General features: G+C 65.0%; 14 protein-coding genes. 11 read left to right on the top strand and 3 right to left on the bottom strand.

The features are described from left to right. The first annotated feature begins 52 nt into the window (after positions 1-52). On the top strand, positions 53-859 hold the full coding sequence (locus tag IVB18_RS30235; RefSeq protein WP_247984023.1) for an isocitrate lyase/phosphoenolpyruvate mutase family protein: 807 nt from the start codon (positions 53-55) through the stop codon (positions 857-859). 86 nt (positions 860-945) lie between these two features. Here the strand turns inward: IVB18_RS30235 and IVB18_RS30230 are convergent, their stop codons facing one another. Further along, positions 946-1,335, bottom strand: coding sequence for a hypothetical protein (locus IVB18_RS30230; protein ID WP_247984022.1), 390 nt, complete (start codon positions 1,333-1,335; stop codon positions 946-948). A 162-nt stretch (positions 1,336-1,497) separates the two neighbouring features. On the opposite strand from IVB18_RS30230, the gene IVB18_RS30225 reads away from it, so the two are divergent. Then, a complete protein-coding gene (locus IVB18_RS30225) occupies positions 1,498-2,139 on the top strand; it encodes a trimeric intracellular cation channel family protein (protein WP_247984021.1) in 642 nt (213 codons plus the stop codon). A 139-nt stretch (positions 2,140-2,278) separates the two neighbouring features. On the opposite strand, the gene IVB18_RS30220 is transcribed toward IVB18_RS30225, so the two are convergent. Beyond that, positions 2,279-3,487 carry a c-type cytochrome gene (locus tag IVB18_RS30220; protein ID WP_247984020.1) on the bottom strand — a complete coding sequence of 403 codons (1,209 nt, stop codon included), beginning with the start codon at positions 3,485-3,487 and terminating at the stop codon, positions 2,279-2,281. 281 nt (positions 3,488-3,768) lie between these two features. On the opposite strand from IVB18_RS30220, the gene IVB18_RS30215 reads away from it, so the two are divergent. From IVB18_RS30215 to IVB18_RS30175, 9 genes are all read left to right on the top strand, one after another. Continuing rightward, a complete protein-coding gene (locus IVB18_RS30215; RefSeq protein ID WP_247984019.1) occupies positions 3,769-7,260 on the top strand; it encodes an indolepyruvate ferredoxin oxidoreductase family protein in 3,492 nt (1,163 codons plus the stop codon). A 337-nt stretch (positions 7,261-7,597) separates the two neighbouring features. Then, on the top strand, positions 7,598-8,755 hold the full coding sequence (locus IVB18_RS30210) for a thiolase domain-containing protein (protein WP_247984018.1): 1,158 nt from the start codon (positions 7,598-7,600) through the stop codon (positions 8,753-8,755). Next, positions 8,755-9,144 (top strand): OB-fold domain-containing protein, encoded by a 390-nt coding sequence (locus tag IVB18_RS30205; RefSeq protein ID WP_247984017.1) that lies wholly within the window; start codon positions 8,755-8,757, stop codon positions 9,142-9,144. The genes IVB18_RS30210 and IVB18_RS30205 overlap by 1 nt, the downstream gene beginning before the upstream one ends. 248 nt (positions 9,145-9,392) lie before the next feature. Next, positions 9,393-10,253, top strand: coding sequence for a MaoC family dehydratase (locus IVB18_RS30200; RefSeq protein ID WP_247984016.1), 861 nt, complete (start codon positions 9,393-9,395; stop codon positions 10,251-10,253). A 124-nt stretch (positions 10,254-10,377) separates the two neighbouring features. After that, positions 10,378-11,256: an SDR family oxidoreductase gene (locus IVB18_RS30195; protein ID WP_247984015.1), complete on the top strand. Its 879-nt coding sequence runs from the start codon at positions 10,378-10,380 to the stop codon at positions 11,254-11,256. Positions 11,257-11,364: 108 nt separating this feature from the next. After that, positions 11,365-12,318, top strand: a complete 954-nt coding sequence (locus IVB18_RS30190; RefSeq protein ID WP_247984014.1) for a dihydrodipicolinate synthase family protein — start codon at positions 11,365-11,367, stop codon at positions 12,316-12,318. 4 nt (positions 12,319-12,322) lie between these two features. Then, the gene (locus tag IVB18_RS30185) at positions 12,323-13,138 is read left to right on the top strand and encodes an NUDIX hydrolase (RefSeq protein WP_247984013.1); all 816 of its coding nucleotides are present in this window, start codon (positions 12,323-12,325) and stop codon (positions 13,136-13,138) included. Between the two features lie 81 nt (positions 13,139-13,219). Further along, a complete protein-coding gene (locus IVB18_RS30180) occupies positions 13,220-14,134 on the top strand; it encodes a DMT family transporter (protein WP_247984012.1) in 915 nt (304 codons plus the stop codon). 123 nt (positions 14,135-14,257) lie between these two features. Next, complete coding sequence (locus IVB18_RS30175) at positions 14,258-16,945, top strand: PAS domain S-box protein (RefSeq protein WP_247984011.1); 2,688 nt, start codon at positions 14,258-14,260, stop codon at positions 16,943-16,945. On the opposite strand, the gene IVB18_RS30170 is transcribed toward IVB18_RS30175, so the two are convergent. Further along, on the bottom strand, positions 16,946-17,296 hold the full coding sequence (locus IVB18_RS30170) for a GrlR family regulatory protein (RefSeq protein WP_346732680.1): 351 nt from the start codon (positions 17,294-17,296) through the stop codon (positions 16,946-16,948). Between the last annotated feature and the right edge of the window lie 126 nt (positions 17,297-17,422).

Here is a 17,422-nt window from a genome sequence, read left to right as displayed (position 1 = left end):
GCGCTCGGAAGGGCGTGCCTATGTCTGCGCCGCCAACATTAGGGAGAGAAACATGGTCACGACCGCGGACAAGCGCGCGACGTTCACGAAGATGCACGAGAGCGGCTGCTTCATCCTGCCCAATCCAGTCGACGTCGGTAGCGCCAAGGCGTTGCAGCATCTCGGTTTCAAGGCGCTTGCGTCGTCGAGTGCGGGCTTTGCCTGGAGCATCGGCAAGGCCGACTACCGCGTCACCGTCGACGACGTCTGTCAGCATCTGGCAGCATTGTGCTCGGCCGTCGACATTCCGGTGAATGCGGATTTCGAGGGCGGCTTTGCGGTGGAGCCGGACAAGGTCGGAGAAAATGTCGAGCGCGGGGTGCGCACCGGCATCGCCGGCCTCTCGATCGAGGATTCCACCGGCGACAAGGACAAGCCGATCTACGAGCGCGCGCTCGCGGTCGAGCGCATCAAGGCGGCGCGCAAGGCGATCGGCGACAGCGGCACGATGTTGGTCGGCCGCTGCGAGGCGTATCTGTGGGGCGTCACCGACCTTAAGCTCGTCATCGACCGGCTCACCGCGTACGCGGACGCCGGCGCCGACTGTCTTTATGCGCCGGGACTGAAGACCCGCGAGGATATTGCCGCGGTGGTGAAGGCGGTGCATCCAAAGCCGTTCAATCTCTTGATCGGTGGCTCGGGGCTGTCATTGCAGGAGGCCGCTGATCTCGGCGTGCGCCGGATCAGCGTCGGCGGTTCGCTCGCGCGTGCCGCCTGGGGCGGTTTCATGCGGGCCGCAAAAGAGATGGCGGAGAAGGGCACCTTCTCCGAGCTAAGCAGCGGTTATTCCGGCGGCGAGCTCAACAAGATGTTCAGCTAGCGGCAAACGAAAAGTGGCGGGATGTTGTGTCCCGCCGCTTGCTCTCCTGGATCGCCCGGTCAAGCCGGGCGATGACAGTCGTGGTGTTACTTGGCGCCGTCAGACGGAGCCTGCGTATCGGGGGCCGGCTTGCTCGGCGCCGCGCCCGTGGTCACGCCGGGCGCTGCGTTGTTGCGCGGCGTCATGTCACGCATGCCGGGAGGTCCGGCCGGATTGGCCGGATTGGTCTGCGCGGTCTGCGACGCCGGCGTGTTGCCCGCCTGGTTACCGGTGGTCGTATTGTTCAATCCGTAGAACACGGCGCCCAACACCAGGGCGACAGCCACGGCAAACAGCGCGATCTTGCCGCTGGAGGCGGGGCCTTCGCCCAGCTCGGGATCGGCCTGAAGGTCGGCATCCCGTCGCGCCGCACGGACATACTCATCATCGGCGAGATTCGGGCGATACGGATCGTTGGGAAAACGGTCGTCAGCCATCGATTGGGTCTCCTCGATTAGTGCGGCTGGACAACCCGTAGATGCGAGGTTCTGTTCCGCGCTCTCTATGCTTTCGTCGCCTTGCTACCGCGCCAGGAATCGGGAACCTGTTCATCGGGGAACCGTGGTCGCAAGTTGCACCGCGGGAGGAGGGAACAAGGGGTGTGGGGCCTGCCGCCGAGCGATAGCGTGCTGCATCTTCTGTCCTTGGTCGCGCTGGCCGCGCAGGGCATGACGGCGGCGCTCGCCGCCGGCCGGCGCAGCATGGACTACGTCGGCGTCTGCTTCCTCGGCTGCATCACGGCGCTCGGCGGCGGTACGCTGCGCGATCTCTTCCTCGGGCACTATCCGCTGGCCTGGGTGCAAAACCCGATCTATCTCGCCCTGAGCGGTGGCGCCGCCTTCCTCACCATCCTGATCGCGCGCCTCGTGCACCGGCTGAAGGTCGCTTTCATCGTGCTCGATGCCATCGGCCTCGTCGTCTTCACCATGACCGGCTGCGATATCGCCTGGCAGATGGATGCCACCCTGCCCATCGTCATCGTCTCCGGCATGGTGACGGGCTGCGCCGGCGGCGTGCTGCGCGACGTGCTCTGCAACGACGTACCGCTGCTGTTCCGCTCCGAGCTCTACGCCAGCGTCTCGGTCGTGACCGGCCTGTTCTACGCCACCGCGTTCGGCCTTAATCTGAATGCCGAGCTATGGACCATCCTGACCTTCATCCTCGGCATCAGCCTCCGCCTGCTGGCGGTGCGCTACAAATGGGAGATGCCGAAATTCGTGTTCACGGAGGACGAGCGGTAGTGTTTCTTTCGCCTCTCCCCGCCTGCGGGGAGAGGCCGGAATTTGCGCTAGCAAATTCCGGGTGAGCGAGTCCAATTGTCTCCGTCCCCGCGGAGAGTCCCCCTCACCCTAACCCTCTCCCCGCAAGCGGGGAGAGGGATTAACTGCCCTTCCGCGCCTTCGCCACCTGCGGCGGCGTCACCAGCGGCGCCGTGTTGCCCCAGGAATTGCGGATGTAGTTCGTCACCGCCGCGACCTGCTCGTCGGACAATTGCTTGGCATAGGCCGGCATCTCGCCGGCGTTGGGCGCGCGCGGCGTCGTCACGGTGTGCGCGCCGTCGAGGATGATGCGCAAGGTGGAGGATGGATTGATCGATTGCAGCAGCGCGTTGGCGGGCAACGGCGGATAGATGCGCGGCGCGCCGGAGCCGTCGGCTTCATGGCAGGCGATGCAGAGCCGGGCGTAGACGGCTTGGCCTGCTTTCATCTCGGCATCGTCCGGCGGCGCCGCCGTCGGCTCACGCCGCGCCGGCGGCAGGCTCTTCAGATATACCGCGATGGCGCGCACATCGGCATCGCTCATCTTGGAGGTCGAGTTGACGACCACCTCGGCCATCAGTCCGTCGGCATGGCTTTTGGCGTTGCGCCCGCTTTGCAGATATTCGGTGACGTCCTCGACGCTCCACGATTTCAGCCCGCTGCGCGCGGCGCCATCGAGCCGCGGCGCGAACCAGCCGGCAACCTCGCTGCCGGAGAACGCCTGCGCGTCCTTGTCCGCGCCAAAATAATTCTTCGGCGTATGGCAGGCGCCGCAATGGCCGAGCCCTGTGACGAGATAGCCGCCGCGATTCCAAGCCGCGCTTTCGCTCTGGTCCGGCTCGAACAGGCCGGGTTTGAAGAACAAATAGTTCCAGGCCCGCATCAGACCGCGATAATTGAGCGGCCAGCGCAGCTCCGGCGGCTTGTTGCGGCTGACGACAGGTGCGAGCGTTCCGAGATAGGCGCGGATGGCAAGCGTGTCGTCCTTCGTCATCCGCGTGAAATAGGGATAGGGGAAGGCCGGGTAATAGTTCGAGCCGTCAGGCGCGATGCCGTAGCGCAAGGCGCGGGTGAAATCGGCATCGATCCAGGCACCGATCCCGGTGTCGCGGTCCGGCGTCAGGTTCGGCGCATAGATCGCGCCGAAGGGCGTGTCGATCCGCTTTCCACCGGCGAACGGCTTTGCCGGATCGGCAGTGTGGCAGCCCGCGCAGTCGCCGGCCTCGACCAGCGCCTTGCCGTAGGCGACCAGTTCCGGTGACGGCTCGCTGGCCATGGCGGCACTCGCACCCGCACCGCACAAGAGTAGTCCCGCCAGAATCGTCCGCATCGTCGACCCTCTCCTGCGGCCAACCGCCCCCATCCCGCATCATAGTGGCGTCACGTCATTTCGCGGCGCCGGGGGTATGGTGACACAAATTGAAAATGGCTGGCACCTTCCGGGCACTAAATTGCGATTTTTACCCGGCGCCGTCTCTGGCCCAGATTTGTGGTGCGGAGCGTGAAATATCCGACATAGAGTGGCGAAGGTGGTCGGCGCGCCCTAGCTAAAAACAACGGGTAGGCAACGGCTTAAGTGGCCAAACGCTTAAAAGGGCGGAAGAGGACATAATGGGCATCAACCAGGGTCCGATCAGTCTCGATCAGAAATATACCCAGGATACCGGACACGTCTTCACCACAGGCATCCAGGCGCTGGTCCGCCTGCCCATGGCCCAGATCCGGCGCGACCGCGCCAACGGCCTCAACACCGCGGGTTTCATCTCCGGCTATCGCGGCTCGCCGCTCGGCGGCTACGACCAGCAGCTCTTTGCTGCGCGAAAGCATCTCGAGCAGTACAACATCAAGTTCCAGCCCGGCGTGAACGAGGATCTGGCGGCGACTGCGGTCTGGGGCTCGCAGCAGCTCAACCTCTCGCCGGGCGCCAAGTACGATGGCGTGGTCGGCATCTGGTACGGCAAGGGCCCTGGCGTCGACCGCTGCGGCGACGTCTTTCGCCACGGCAACGCGGCGGGCTCGGCCAAGAACGGCGGCGTCTTGTGTTTGGCCGGCGACGACCATGGGGCTAAATCCTCGACCGTCCCGCATCAGTCCGACCACGCCTTCATGTCGGCGTTGATGCCCTATCTCTACCCGTCCAGCATCCACGAGATGATCGAGATGGGCCTGCTCGGCATCGCGATGTCGCGCTACTCGGGCTGCTGGGTCGGCATGAAGGTGATCACGGAGACGGTGGAGACCACCGCCGAGATCGACCTCACCGACGAGATGAAGCCCTTCATCATCCCCCCTGACTTCGAGCTGCCGCCCGGCGGCCTCAACCTGCGCTGGCCGGACGACCGTTTCGAGCAGGACCGCCGTCTCCAGGACTACAAGGGCTTTGCCGCGATCGCCTTTGCGCGCGCCAACAAGGTCAACCGCATCACCATGGATTCGCCGAACGCCCGCTTTGGCATCATGGCATCCGGCAAGAGCTATGAGGACGTGCGGCAGGCGCTGCGCGAGCTCGGCATCACCGAGGAAGTCGCCGCGAAGATCGGCCTTCGCCTCTACAAGATCGGCATGCCCTGGCCGCTGGAGCCGGAAGGCGTACGCCAGTTCGCGGTCGGCCTTGAAGAAATCTTCATCATCGAGGAACGGCGCGAGATCGTCGAGAACCAGGTCAAGCAGGAGCTGTTCAACTGGCGCGACGACGTCCGCCCGCGCATCGTCGGCAAGATGGACGAGCACGACAAGCGCTTCCTGACCTTCTCCGCCGAGCTCAGCGTCGCCTCGCTCGCAACCTCGCTTACCGAGCGACTTCTCCGACTTAATCTCAACCCCGAGATTGCGGAGATGATCCGCGTCAAGGCCGACTGGTTCAACGGCCGTCAGGCGACCCAGATGCAGGCGACGGCGCCTGTCTCCCGCACCCCGTATTTCTGCTCCGGCTGTCCCCACAACACCTCGACCAAGGTCCCCGAAGGTAGCCGCGCGCTCGCCGGCATCGGCTGTCATTTCATGGCGCTGTGGATGGACCGCTCGACCGAGACCTTCACGCATATGGGCGGCGAGGGCGTTCCGTGGGTCGGCATCGCACCCTTCACCAACGAGAACCACATCTTCGCCAATCTCGGCGACGGCACCTATTTCCACTCCGGCATTCTGGCGATCCGTCAGGCGATCGCCTCCAAGGCCAACATCACCTACAAGATCCTCTACAATGACGCGGTGGCCATGACCGGCGGCCAGCACCATGATGGCGATCTCTCGCCGCAGAAGATCACCTACCAGCTCCACGCCGAAGGCATCCGCGAGATCTATCTGGTCTCGGAGGCGCCCGACACTTATCCGGCCGACACCATCGCGCCCGGCGTGAAGAAGTATCACCGCGACGAGCTCGACAACGTCATGAAGATGTGCCGCGAGTTCAAGGGCACCTCGGCCATCGTCTTCGTGCAGACCTGCGCGGCCGAGAAGCGCCGGCGCCGCAAGCGCGGCCTGATGGAGGATCCGGCGCGCCGCGTCATGATCAACCCGGCCGTCTGCGAAGGCTGCGGCGACTGTTCGGTGCAGTCGAACTGCATCTCGGTCGAGCCGCTGGAGACCGAGTTCGGCCGCAAGCGCGCCATCAACCAGTCGTCCTGCAACAAGGATTATTCCTGCCTCAAGGGCTTTTGCCCATCCTTCGTCACCATCGACGGTGGCGCGCCGCGCCATCGCGCGCCGGCGGAGCTCGCCGATATCGGCGCGCTTCCCGAACCGGCCTCGCGCCCGACGCTCGACAAGCCCTACAACATCGCGGTCGGCGGCGTTGGCGGCACCGGTGTGCTCACGATCGGCGCGCTGCTCGGTATGGCCGCCCATATCGAGGGCAAGGCCTCGATGATCCTCGACATGTCGGGCCTGGCACAGAAGGGCGGGGCGGTGCTCAGCCACGTCCGGCTGTCGGATCACCCGGCAGAGGTGACCTGCTCGCGCATCGTCACCGGCACGGCCGATGTCGTGCTTGCCGCCGATGAGGTGGTCGCGGTCGCCAAGGACACCATCTCGCTCTGCGACACCAGCCGCACCCGCGGCGTCATCAACAGCCACGTCATTCCCACCGCCGACTTCGTCCTCAACCGCGATTTCAACTTCCAGACCCGCAAGCTGAATGGGTTGCTGGAAACGGCGCTGCACAAGGATTCGGTGTTCTTCGATTTCACCAAGCCGGCCGAGCAGCTGCTCGGCGATTCCATCGCCACCAACATGATGATGATGGGCTACGCCTATCAAAAGGGTCTCTTGCCCTTGTCTGCGGAGTCGATCGAGCAGGCGATCGAGGTCAACGGCGTTTCGATCAAGATGAACAAGGAGGCCTTCCGCCTTGGCCGCCTCGCGGTCGCCGATCCCAAGCGGCTTGCCGACATGCTGAAGGGGACCGACGAGGTCGTCGCGCCCAAGGCCTTGGACGCAATGACGCTGGACGAGGTCATCGCGCATCGCGCCAAGCATCTCACCGCCTATCAGAACGGCCGGCTGGCCAAGCGTTATCGCAAGCTGGTCGATGAGGTCAGCGACGCTGCCAAACAGGGCGGCTATGGCGATGCGCTGACGCGCGCGGTTGCGATCAACTACGCAAAGCTGCTCGCCTACAAGGACGAATACGAGGTCGCGCGCCTCTTCACCGACGGCGCCTTCGAGCAGCAGCTTCGCGACCAGTTCGACGGCGATTTCAAGTTCAACTTCAATCTCGCCCCGCCGATCCTTAGCAGCGGCGTCGATGCGCTCGGCCGCCCGAAGAAGCGCGCGTTCGGTCCGTGGATGCTGAAGGCATTCCGCTTGCTCGCAAAATTCAAGTTCCTGCGCGGCACACCGCTCGACATCTTCGGCCGCAGCGCCGACCGCAAGCTCGAGCGCGACCTCATCGCCGGCTACGAGAAGGACGTCGCCACCGTGCTCGGCCTGTTGTCGCCGCTCACGATCGACACTGCGGTCGAACTGCTGTCGCTGCCCGACCGCATCCGCGGCTACGGCCCGGTGAAGGAGAAGGCGGTCGCGGACGCCAAGGCCCGCTACGCTCAGCTCGCCGCCGACCTCGCGAGCCCACCGCCCGCGCCAAGGCAGATCGCGGCGGAGTAGGGCATTGCCTGACCCGTAGCCCGGGTGAGCGAAGCGATACCCGGGACAGGTGCTCACGGAATCCCGGATGTCGCTTCGCTCATCCGGGCTACAATCCATTGTGTTGCGCGGCGGGCAAGATACCACCGGCTACTTTGCATGGGGTTGTTTTCGAAAAAAAGAAAAGGTCCTTGTGCCGTCGGGCAAAACACCTTTACGACTGTGCCTGTCGCGCCCGATGGCGATTTGAGTTTAGCCGCTGCCCTCTCGCCCGACGGAATATTTCCGCGCTTGCCAAGCTGCCATCCGCGGTTCAGAAAAACCGAGCAAGGAAGAAACGCGAGCGGAGACCTGAGTTTTGACCATCAAGGGCAAGGCCTACATTGCCGGGATCTACGAACACCCGACCCGGCACGCGCCGGACAAATCCACCGCCCAGCTCCACGCCGAGGTCGCCAAGGGCGCGATCGAGGATGCCGGGCTCAGCAAGGACGACGTTGACGGCTATTTCTGCGCGGGCGACGCCCCGGGCGGCGCCTGGCCGATGGTCGATTATCTCGGCCTGAACACCAAAAAACTCCGCCACGTCGATTCCACCGAAACCGGCGGCTGTTCCTACATCATCCATCTCGGCCATGCGGCTGAGGCGATCGCGGCGGGCAAATGCTCGATCGCTCTGATCACGCTCGCGGGCAAGCCGCGCACCGGCGCGATGCCGCCGCGCGCGGCCGGCGCCGAAGCCGACTTCGAGTCCGCCTACGGTGCGACCACCCACAATGCCTATGGCATGTGTGCCATGCGCCACATGCACGACTATGGCACCACCTCCGAGCAGCTTGCCTGGATCAAGGTCGCGGCTTCGCATCACGCGCAATACAATCCGCATGCGATGCTCAAGGAGGTCGTCACGGTCGAGGACGTGCTGAACTCGCCGATGATTTCCGATCCCTTGCATCGCATGGATTGCTGCGTCGTCTCCGACGGCGGTGGCGCCCTGATCGTGACCACACCCGAGATCGCCAAAAGCTTGAAGAAGCCGCTGGTCAAGCTGATCGGCCACGGCGAAGCGATGAAGGGCCCGCGCGGCGGCAAGGATCTCGACCTCACTTACTCCGCCGGTATCTGGTCCGGCCCGCGTGCGTTCGAGGAAGCCGGAATCACGCCAAAGGATATCAAATACGCCTCGATCTACGACAGCTTCACCATCACGGTGCTGATGCAGCTCGAGGACCTCGGCTTCTGCAAGAAGGGCGAGGGCGGCAAGTTCGTCGCTGACGGCAATCTGATCTCGGGTGTCGGCAAGCTGCCGTTCAACACCGATGGCGGCGGCCTGTGCAGCAACCATCCGGTCAACCGCGGCGGCATGACCAAGATCATCGAGGCCGTCCGGCAGCTGCGCGGCGAGGCGCATCCGAAGGTGCAGGTCAAGAACTGCGATCTCGCCATCGCCCACGGCACCGGCGGCCTTCTGGGCGTCCGCCACGCTGCCTCGACTGCGATTCTGGAGCGCGTGTGATGAGCGAAGCCAAGAAGTATCCGGCCCCCGTGACGAATCCGGAGACCGCCGCGTTCTGGGAAGCCGCGAAGCAGGGCAAGTTCATGATCAAGCGCTGCACGGCATGCGGCGAGGCGCACTACTTCCCGCGCGCGATCTGTCCGTTCTGCTACTCGGACAAGACGGTGTGGGAGGAGAGTTCGGGCGAGGGGACGATCTACACCTACAGCCTGATGCGGAAGTCACCGACAGGTCCTTACGCGATCGGCTACGTCACGCTGAAGGAGGGGCCGTCGCTTCAGACTAATTTCGTCGATTGCGATCTGACGGCGTTGAAGATCGGCCAGAAGGTGAAAGTGGTGTTCAAGCCGACCGACGGCGCACCACTGCCGTTCTTCACGCCGGCCTGACTTCTTCCCTTCTCCCCTTGTGGGAGAAGGTGGCATAGGCCGCCTTTGGCGGCCGTCCTTAAGAGGGCGCCGAAGCGAAGCTTCGGCTTTGGCGCCGGATGAGGGGTTTCTCTCCACGCAGAGACTTTCGATGCTGAGCCAACCCCTCACCCAAATGAGTTTGCCGCACTGTCCTCGCTGCCCTCTCCCACAAGGGGAGAGGGCACTTCAACTGGCGGTGCCGAAGACATTCGGAGGAAACAAATAAAATGTCCGCCAGATACGAAGAACTCAAAGGCCTCAAAAACCTCGGCCAGAAATACGCATTTACCGACCGCGAGGTGATGCTCTACGCCTACGGTATCGGTCTGGGCGCCGATCCGATGGACGAGAACGAGCTCGCCTTCGTCAATGAGGGCACGCTGACGCCGCGTCCGCTCAGGGTGGTGCCGACGTTTGCCTCCGTCGCGGCGTGGGGTGCGGGGCCGGGCGAGATGAACCTCAACCGCGTCATGGTGGTCGACGGCGAGCGCGACATCACGTTCCACCAGCCATTGCCGGCAGCGGCCCACATCACGGCGGACTCCTCGGTGGTCGAGGTCTACGATAAGGGCAAGGACAAGGGCGTGGTGATCAGCCACCAGACCGTGCTGAAGAACGAGAAGGGCGAGAAGCTCGCGACGCTGGTGGCCTCGCGCTTCGCCCGTGGCGATGGTGGCTTTGGCGGGCCGAACCTGTCCCAGCCCGATCCGCACAAGATCCCGTCGCGCGCGCCGGACAAAACCATCGACATCACCACGCGCCCCGACCAGGCGCTGGTCTATCGCCTGTGCGGCGACCGCAACCCGCTGCACTCCGATCCCGAATTCGCCAAGAAAGCCGGCTTCCCGCGCCCGATCCTGCACGGCATGTGCACCTACGGCATCACCTGCCGCGGCGTGCTCCAGACCTATGCCGACTACGATCCGTCCGCCTTCCGCCAACACGTCGCGCGGTTCTCTTCGCCGGTCTATCCCGGCGAGACCGTGACCATGGATCTCTGGAAGGACGGCAATTTGATCTCGTTCGAAGCCAAGGTGAAGTCGCGCGGCGTCACCGTGATCAAGAACGGCAAGACGGTGCTGGGTTAGCGCTCTCCGTCATTCCGGGGCGCGCGTTGGCGCGAACCCGGAATCTCGCGCCACAACCTCTTGATTCCGGGTTCAGCGCTGCGCGCTGCCCCGAATGACAAAAAGGGAAAAGGGAGAAGCCACGATGGGACTACTCGATGGCAAGGTTGCGCTGATCACCGGCGCGGGCGGGGGTCTCGGTGAGGCCTATGCAAAACTGTTCGCGCGGGAAGGGGCATCGGTCGTCGTCAACGACCTCGGCGGGCCCCGCGACGGCTCCGGTGCCGACAAGTCGATGGCGCAGCTTGTGGTGGATGCGATCAAGGCCGAAGGCGGCAAGGCCGTCGCCAACGGCGCCGACATTTCCACCATGGAGGGCGGCCAGTCGGTGTTCGACGACGCCATCAAGCACTTCGGCCGCGCCGACATCCTCGTCAACAATGCCGGCATCCTGCGTGACCAGACCTTTTCCAAGGCTTCCGAGTCCGATTGGGACAAGGTGATCAAGGTGCATCTGAAGGGCACCTTCTGTTGCACCATGCCGGTGTTTCGCTGGATGCGGGAAAACGGCGGCGGCGTCATCGTCAACACCTCCTCGACCTCGGGCCTGATCGGCAATTTCGGCCAGACCAATTACGGCGCGGCCAAGGGCGGCATCTGGGGCCTGTCCAACGTGCTGGCGATCGAGGGCCGCAAATATAACATCCGGATCTGGACGCTGGCACCCGGCGCCCTGACCCGCATGACCGCAGACCTGCCCCGCTATAAGGAGAACCCGAACGCGGCGCTCGGGCCGGACGGCATCGCGCCGGCCGTGCTATACATGGTCAGCGACTTGTCGGGCGACCAAACCGGCAAGGTGCTGGGCGTGTCCGGGCCCCGCGGCGTGCGCGAAATGCGGATGATGGAAATGGAAGGCTGGAAACCGCCGCACACGGGCTGGAAGGCCCAGGACATCGCCGATCATACCAAGGAGATCTTCTTCTCCGAGGAGCAGATCAAGATGGGCGCGCGGCGGTTTTAGCCAATATTGTCGTCCCGGGGCGCGCAAGGCGCGAACCCGGGACCTCGAGATTCGGGGTTCGGTGCTGACGCATCGCCCCGGAATGACGCACAAGAGGATAGAGCACTGATGAAACTCACCGCCGACGCCAAGGGCACCTTCGCAATCGCGCCGACGCCGTTCCACGACGACGGCCGGATCGACGAGCGCTCGATCGACCGCCTGACCGATTTCTATGAGGAGGTCGGCTGCGACGGCGTCACAGTGCTGGGCATCCTCGGTGAGGCGCCGAAGCTGGACGCCGCCGAGGCCGAGCAGGTCGCGGTGCGCTTCGTCAAGCGCGCCAAGAAGATGCAGGTGATCGTCGGCGTCTCCGCGCCGGGTTTTGCCACCATGCGCTCGCTGGCGCGGGCTTCGATGGACGCGGGGGCAGCCGGCGTGATGATCGCGCCGCCGCCGTCGCTTCGCACCGACGACCAGATCGTCGGCTATTACAAACAGGCGGCCGAGGCCATCGGCCCCGACGTGCCCTGGGTGCTCCAGGACTATCCGCTGACCTTGTCGGTGGTGTTCACGCCGGCGGTGATCCGCAAGATCGTCATGGACAATCCGAACTGCGTGATGCTCAAGCACGAGGACTGGCCGGGGCTGGAAAAGATTTCGACGCTGCGCGCCTTCCAGAAAGACGGCTCGCTGCGGCCGCTCTCGATCCTCTGCGGCAATGGCGGGCTGTTCCTGGATTTCGAGATGGAGCGCGGCGCCGACGGCGCCATGACCGGCTACGCCTTCCCCGAGCTTCTGATCGACGTCGTGCGCCTGTCGAAGGAAGGCAAGCGCGATGCCGCGCATGATTTGTTCGACGCGCATCTGCCGTTGATCCGCTACGAGCAGCAGCCGGGCGCCGGCCTGGCCGTGCGCAAATACGTGCTCCAGAAGCGCGGCATCATCGCCTCCAGTGCGCAGCGCAAGCCGGGCGCGACCATCACGCCGGCGGCGAAGGCCGAGGTCGACTATCTCCTGTCGCGCGTGGCGAAGGTCGACAAGCGCGCCAATCTCCAGCCGCAATCCAGCGCCGCAGGTTAGTTGCATGCTAGAAGCCGCCGCATCGCGTCCCGCGTCGACCATCCTGCTGCTGCGTGATGGCGCGAGTGTCGACGGCAAGAGCCGCGACGAAATCGAAGTCTTCATGATGGTCCGCCATCATCAGATCGAGTTCAACTCGGGGGCGCTGGTGTTTCCCGGCGGCAGCGTCGATGCCGGCGACAAGGAGATCGTCGCCCGGTCCGACCTGTATTCGGCCGGCGAGGGCTTAAGCGAGGCGGACCGCGGGTTTCGTATCGCCGCGATCCGCGAGACCTTTGAGGAGAGCGGCATCCTGCTGGCGCGGTCGAAAGGTTCGAGCACGCCGATCGATGCCAAACGCGCCGGCGAGATCGCGGATGCGCATCGCATTGCGCTCAACGAGCACAAGATCAGCTTCCTCAGCATCCTGGCCGACAACGGCCTCCAGCTCGCGCTCGATACGCTCGTACCTTACGCGCACTGGATCACGCCTGAGGGCATGCCGAAGCGTTTCGACACCTGGTTCTTCCTTGCCGCCGCACCGCCGAATCAGCTCGGCGCCCATGACGGCCGGGAATCCACCGACTCGATCTGGGTCTCGCCGCGCGAGGCGGTGGCGGGCGGCGAGAGCGGCCGCTTCAAGCTGCCGTTCCCGACCACGCGCAACCTGATCCGGCTGGCCAAGCAGGGCAGCGTGAGCGCCGCGCTCGATCATGCCCGCGGCATGTCCATCGTCACGGTGATGCCGGTGATGACCAAGACCGAGGGGGGCCGCCAGCTCCGCATTCCCCGCGAAGCCGGCTATGACGGCGAGGTGTTCGAGGTCGGCGCGGTCGGCTAACACACTTCGACACGCGACGAACTATTTATGATGGTGGCCGCGGTAAGTTCCGTCGACTGAGAACGAGACGGGACGCGTACCATGGACCACCGGCAGGACAGCAACACCGCCGTCGAGCTGGCGCTGCTGGTCGCGCTCGCAACCCTCTGGGGCGGCTCCTACACCTTCATCAAGCTCGGCGTCGCCACGATTCCGCCGATCACGCTGATCGCGGCGCGCACCGCCATTGCCGGCCTGCTGCTGCTCGCGATCATGCGCCTGCGCGGCGTGAGGATGCCGACGGACGCCGCGACCTGGCAGCGCTTCGCCTTCCAGGCCGTGCTCAACAGCATGATCCCCTGGACGCTGATCGCCTGGGGCGAGCGCCATGTCGACGCCGCGCTCGCGACCATCCTCAATTCTGCCGGACCGATCTTCACGTTCCTGCTCACGGCAATGGTCACCCGCCACGAGGCGACGACGCCGCGAAAGCTGTTCGGCGTGGTCGCCGGCATGGCCGGCATCTGCCTGATCGTCGGCGTCGATGCCTTCCATGACGTTGGCGGCGGCCTCGTCGCGGAAGCGGCGATTGTCGCTGCCACCATCTGCTACGCCTGCGCTGCGATCTTCGGTCGCGGCTTCAAGGGCCTCGATCCGATGGCGCCCGCCGCCGGTTCGCTGCTTGCGGGCGCCGCGGCCCTGATCCCGGCTTCGCTGGTGTTCGAACAGCCTTGGACGCTGTCGCCCTCGCTGAGCTCGATCCTGGCGCTGCTCGCGTTGGCCGTGTTCTCGACCGCGGCGGCCTTCGTGATCTACTTCCGCCTGATCCAGACCCTCGGCTCGGTCGGCACCACCGCGCAGGCCTATCTCCGCGTGCCGATCGGGGTGGCCATCAGCGTCGCCTTCCTCGGCGAGAGCCTGAGCCAGACCGCCTGGATCGGCCTTGCCTGCGTCGTGATCGGCGTCGCCGCCATGACGATCCCGGCCCGCAGGCCCGCCAGCGTTAAAACGTCATAAATCCGGGGGAGAGGTCGGGCCGAGGACTGCAATATTAAGGATATTCGGCCGCTCAAGGCATGTTCCCCCGGGGCAGCAATACGTCGTATATTGGGCTTCCAATAGCCCGGTCCTTAAGCACCAATGTCCGCCGATACGACGCCGACCCCTGAGAAAAAGCGAATATTTTCGCTCTCCATCGGCCAGCTCACGTTCGGCAGCTTCCTGTTGGTGCTGGCGGTGATCATCGTCACCTCGACGGCGAGCGTGATCGCGATCCGGCACATCGATACGACGTTTGCGGAGTTGCAGCGGCTCCAGAGCGTCGGTGACCTCGCCGAGGACATCGACCGCCGCATGAACGAGTTGCGCCTTGCCGCGCGCGACTTCGTCACCGACCCCGGCGCCGGCATCCAGTTCAAGCAGGTCGGCGAGGCGGCCTCGACGCTGAGCGACATCCTGAAGAAGACCCGCATCGAGCTCGCGCCCGAGCAGCAGGACATGATCGACGGGGTCACCGAGCGGCTTGCGACCTATCGCAGCGGCCTCGAGCGAATCTCAACCTTGATCGACCGCCGCGCACAGCTGCTCGCCGGCCTGCCGCCGCTTCGCGACCAGTTCGATGCGGCAGTCGGAGGCACGGCGGACCGCGAACTGGCGTCCCGTCTGTCCGAGGCCCAGAGCCGGATCGCGCTTGGGCTGCTCGCGCGCAATCCGTCGGCGGCCGAGCAGGCGGCACAGAGCATGCGGGCGATGGACACCACCGATGCCAGGCTGAAATCGGCGGTGAACGAATACGCCGAGGCCATCATCGCGGTGGCCGTCCGGGAGCGGCAGATCGCCGACATCGATCGCGAGGTGCTGGGAACCGAGGGCCGGCTGATCGGGCGCGTCACCGAATTGCTGCGCGAGGTCAGCGCCCGGCGCGGCCACGTGCTGTCGCGCGACTTCGCCCGCACGCTGACCGAGGCAAGATGGCAGAGCATCGTGCTCGGCACGATCGGCGTGCTGATCGGCATCGGCGCGGCGTTGTTCGTGGTGCGCAGGACAGTGCGTCCGCTCGCCCAGATCGCGCGATCCATTCGCGCGCTCGCAGCGGGCGAGAAGAACACCTCGATTCCGTCGGCGGACCTCGACAACGAGATCGGCGACATCGCGCGAGCGGCCGAAGTGTTCCGCCGCGCACTGGAGGAAGCCGACACGGCGCGCGAGGCGGCGGTGCGCGCGCTCACCGAGCAGCGTCTCGCCGAAGAAAGCTATCGCAAGCTGTTCGAGGGCTCGGTCGACGGCATCTACGTGACCACGCCGGCTGGCGACCTCCTCAACGCCAATCCGGCGCTGGCGCGGATGATGGGCTATGACAGCCCGCAGCAGCTGATCGACAGCATCAACGATATCGCCCACACCATCTACGTCCATCCCGAGGCCCGCGTCGAATATCAGCGGCTGATGGCGCGCGACGGCATGGTGCGCGAGTTCGAGTATCAGGTGCGCCAGCGCAGCGGCGACATCCTCTGGCTCTCCGACAGCGCAACCGGCGTGCGGGACGAGCAGGGCAACATCGTCCGCTACGAAGGCACGCTGCGCGACATCACCGACCAGAAGCGCGCTGAAGACGCTATCGCCGAAGGCCGGCGCCTGCTCCAGCAGGTCATCGACACCGTGCCCGCGGTCATCAACGTCAAGGACCGCGACCTGCGCTATGTGCTGATGAACCGCTACATGGCCGGCATTTTCGGCATCGAGCCCGGCGACGCGCTCGGCCGCACCACCGCCGATCTCATGTCGCGCTATGGCGCAGCCAAGACCGACGAGAACGACAAGCGTGTGCTCAGTTTCCGCAAGGGGCTCGGCTTCTATGAGGAGGAGTACAAGGACTCCTCCGGCAACATGCGGCAGTGGCTGGTCAACAAGCTACCGCTGCTCGATGCCGAGGGTGAGATCGAGCGGATCGTCACCGTGGCGCTCGACATCGGCGAGCGCAAGCGCGGCGAGCAGGAGATGCGGAAGGCCAAGGAGGCTGCCGAGACCGCGCTGCGCAATCTGCGCGAGACCCAGGCTTCGCTGATTGAGGCGGAGAAGCTCGCAGCACTCGGCCGGCTGGTCGCCGGTGTTGCGCACGAGGTCAACAATCCCGTCGGTATCAGCCTCACGGTCGCGTCCGCGCTCGAGCGCAAGACAGCGATGTTCACCGCCGAGGTCGAACGCGGTGAGCTGCGCCGTTCCACGCTCAACGACTATCTCCACACCAGCCGCGACGCGTCCTCGCAGCTGGTCGCCAATCTCAACCGCGCCGCCGAGCTGATCCAGTCGTTCAAGCAGGTCGCGGCGGACCGCAACTATTCGGATCAGCGCAGCTTCGATCTCGCCGACCTCACCGAGCAGGTGGTGATGAGCCTGCGGCCGGGCCTGCGCAAGCATAACCTGACGCTCAACGTCGAATGCCAACCCAGTCTGATCATGAACAGCTATCCTGGCCCGTACGGGCAGGTGCTGACCAACCTTTTCCTCAATGCGGTGGCGCACGCCTTCCCGGACGGACGTCCCGGCCTCATCGACATCCAGGCGCGCGAATCCGGCCAGGACAATGTCGAGATCATCTTCTCGGACAATGGCTGCGGCATGTCGCTTGACGTGCGCCGTCGCGCCTTCGACCCGTTCTTCACGACACGGCGCGACCAGGGCGGCACCGGTCTCGGGCTGCACATCGTCTACAGCATCGTCACCAACCGGCTCGGCGGGCGGCTCGATCTCGATTCCGAGCCGGGCAGCGGCACGCGCATCCAGATGATCTTGCCGCGCACGGCGCCGCTCGAGCAGGCCGCCGAATAGCTAGTCGACCTCCGCAAGCCAGTGCAGCGTCGCGCCGAAAATCAGGCTGGCCTTGCCGACGAGCGCCGTGCCGGTCATCTCCGCGCGCGTATCGGTAAAGGTGCCGCTGACACCGATGCCGACCGCCGCGGGACCGCCGAACAGCGGATTGTCGTCGTTACGCGGAGACGTGTGCCGCTGCACCAGCACCTCGCCCTTGAAGGTGTTGTCCTTCACGCTGTAGCTGCCGGTGTAATAGAGATAGGCATCGCCGCCGAGAATCTTGCCGTCGCGGAAAAGAATCACGCCGCTGCCCTTGCCGGCTCGACCATCGAGCAGCGTCACGTGAATCGAATAGAGGCCGTCCTTCATAACGTCACGCGGGCCGGCGGCCATCGCCCGAGGCGCACCGGTATGGCTTTTATGCCAAAGGTCATCCCTTGGCGCAACGCGGCAGTTTGGCGGTTGGCAAGTCGTTGAGACCGTAATCGTCCCGGC

Origin of the sequence: Bradyrhizobium sp. 186 (assembly GCF_023101685.1) — a bacterium.
In the GTDB taxonomy this organism is placed as follows: Bacteria; Pseudomonadota; Alphaproteobacteria; order Rhizobiales; family Xanthobacteraceae; genus Bradyrhizobium.
This window is presented reverse-complemented; position numbering and strand designations above follow the sequence as displayed.

Excerpts from the sequence above, each read along its gene's own strand:
- IVB18_RS30235 (WP_247984023.1), top strand. The coding sequence starts at position 53 with ATGGTCACGACCGCGGACAAGCGCGCGACGTTCACGAAGATGCACGAG.
- IVB18_RS30230 (WP_247984022.1), bottom strand. The coding sequence starts at position 1,335 with ATGGCTGACGACCGTTTTCCCAACGATCCGTATCGCCCGAATCTCGCC.
- IVB18_RS30220 (WP_247984020.1), bottom strand. The coding sequence starts at position 3,487 with ATGCGGACGATTCTGGCGGGACTACTCTTGTGCGGTGCGGGTGCGAGT.
- IVB18_RS30215 (WP_247984019.1), top strand. The coding sequence starts at position 3,769 with ATGGGCATCAACCAGGGTCCGATCAGTCTCGATCAGAAATATACCCAG.
- IVB18_RS30205 (WP_247984017.1), top strand. The coding sequence starts at position 8,755 with ATGAGCGAAGCCAAGAAGTATCCGGCCCCCGTGACGAATCCGGAGACC.
- IVB18_RS30200 (WP_247984016.1), top strand. The coding sequence starts at position 9,393 with ATGTCCGCCAGATACGAAGAACTCAAAGGCCTCAAAAACCTCGGCCAG.
- IVB18_RS30195 (WP_247984015.1), top strand. The coding sequence starts at position 10,378 with ATGGGACTACTCGATGGCAAGGTTGCGCTGATCACCGGCGCGGGCGGG.
- IVB18_RS30190 (WP_247984014.1), top strand. The coding sequence starts at position 11,365 with ATGAAACTCACCGCCGACGCCAAGGGCACCTTCGCAATCGCGCCGACG.
- IVB18_RS30185 (WP_247984013.1), top strand. The coding sequence starts at position 12,323 with ATGCTAGAAGCCGCCGCATCGCGTCCCGCGTCGACCATCCTGCTGCTG.
- IVB18_RS30180 (WP_247984012.1), top strand. The coding sequence starts at position 13,220 with ATGGACCACCGGCAGGACAGCAACACCGCCGTCGAGCTGGCGCTGCTG.
- IVB18_RS30175 (WP_247984011.1), top strand. The coding sequence starts at position 14,258 with ATGTCCGCCGATACGACGCCGACCCCTGAGAAAAAGCGAATATTTTCG.
- IVB18_RS30170 (WP_346732680.1), bottom strand. The coding sequence starts at position 17,296 with ATGAAGGACGGCCTCTATTCGATTCACGTGACGCTGCTCGATGGTCGA.